A 732-nucleotide genomic window follows, 5' to 3' on the forward strand; every position below is an offset into this window, starting at 1 on the left:
TATACTTAGGTTCTTCATATTTTATTTACTAAAAACTCTATACCTTCTTTTATTTTGTCTACTCTTTTAAGGAGCATATAATAGTTGAATACGAGAAGCCTATTGAAGATGGACAAGGAATGATATTTACTTATTTGAATTCAATCAATATACATGGGAAATTATTTTTCACTTTTTGCTGATAATTTTGTATCAGCACTGATTATTCCAATATCGCAACCTTTTATATTTAATGTAATGCTATCTTTTAAAGAGAAGTATAGCTTGTTCTTTATATTATTTTTTGGACTCCTTGGTTCATGTTTAGGAGGTATAATAAATTTGTTTATAGGAAGAACTATAGCTTTTACACGCCAATGTTTAAAATCACAAAAACAATACGTATTATCTAAGTTGATGAAAAATACACTTATTCTTGTAGTAGCGCTCTTTTCATGGATTCCAGTTTTTGGAAGTACAGTGCAAGTTGTAGCTGGATATTTAAGATTGAATATATTAATTTTTACGTTATCAACTATTCTTTCTAATCTTTTATACTTATCATATTTAATATCAACTTATTAATAATTTTGGTTTATTATAAAACAAGTAGTTCTATCTACCAGGCAAAACTAAAAGTCCCTTTACCTGTACTTGAAAATAAAAAACTTAAAATAACCAACAATCTTTCAAAATTAATAAATAAAAAGTAATGCATACGAAGCAGCTGCTATAGGTTTTGCATTTACCTAC

1 protein-coding gene is annotated in these 732 nt (G+C 26.6%); it reads left to right on the forward strand.

All coding sequences use genetic code 11. The features are described 5' to 3' along the window. Positions 1–153: 153 nt before the first annotated feature. Entirely contained in the window at positions 154–564 is a 411-nt protein-coding gene (locus V6U76_RS05360) for a DedA family protein (RefSeq protein ID WP_333024112.1), read from the forward strand. Positions 565–732: the final 168 nt, after the last annotated feature.

Origin of the sequence: Wolbachia endosymbiont of Pentidionis agamae (assembly GCF_036711655.1) — a bacterium.
GTDB lineage: Bacteria > Pseudomonadota > Alphaproteobacteria > Rickettsiales > Anaplasmataceae > JAZHPY01.

Coding starts and splice junctions, on each gene's coding strand:
- V6U76_RS05360 (WP_333024112.1), top strand. CDS start 154: ATGGGAAATTATTTTTCACTTTTTGCTGATAATTTTGTATCAGCACTG.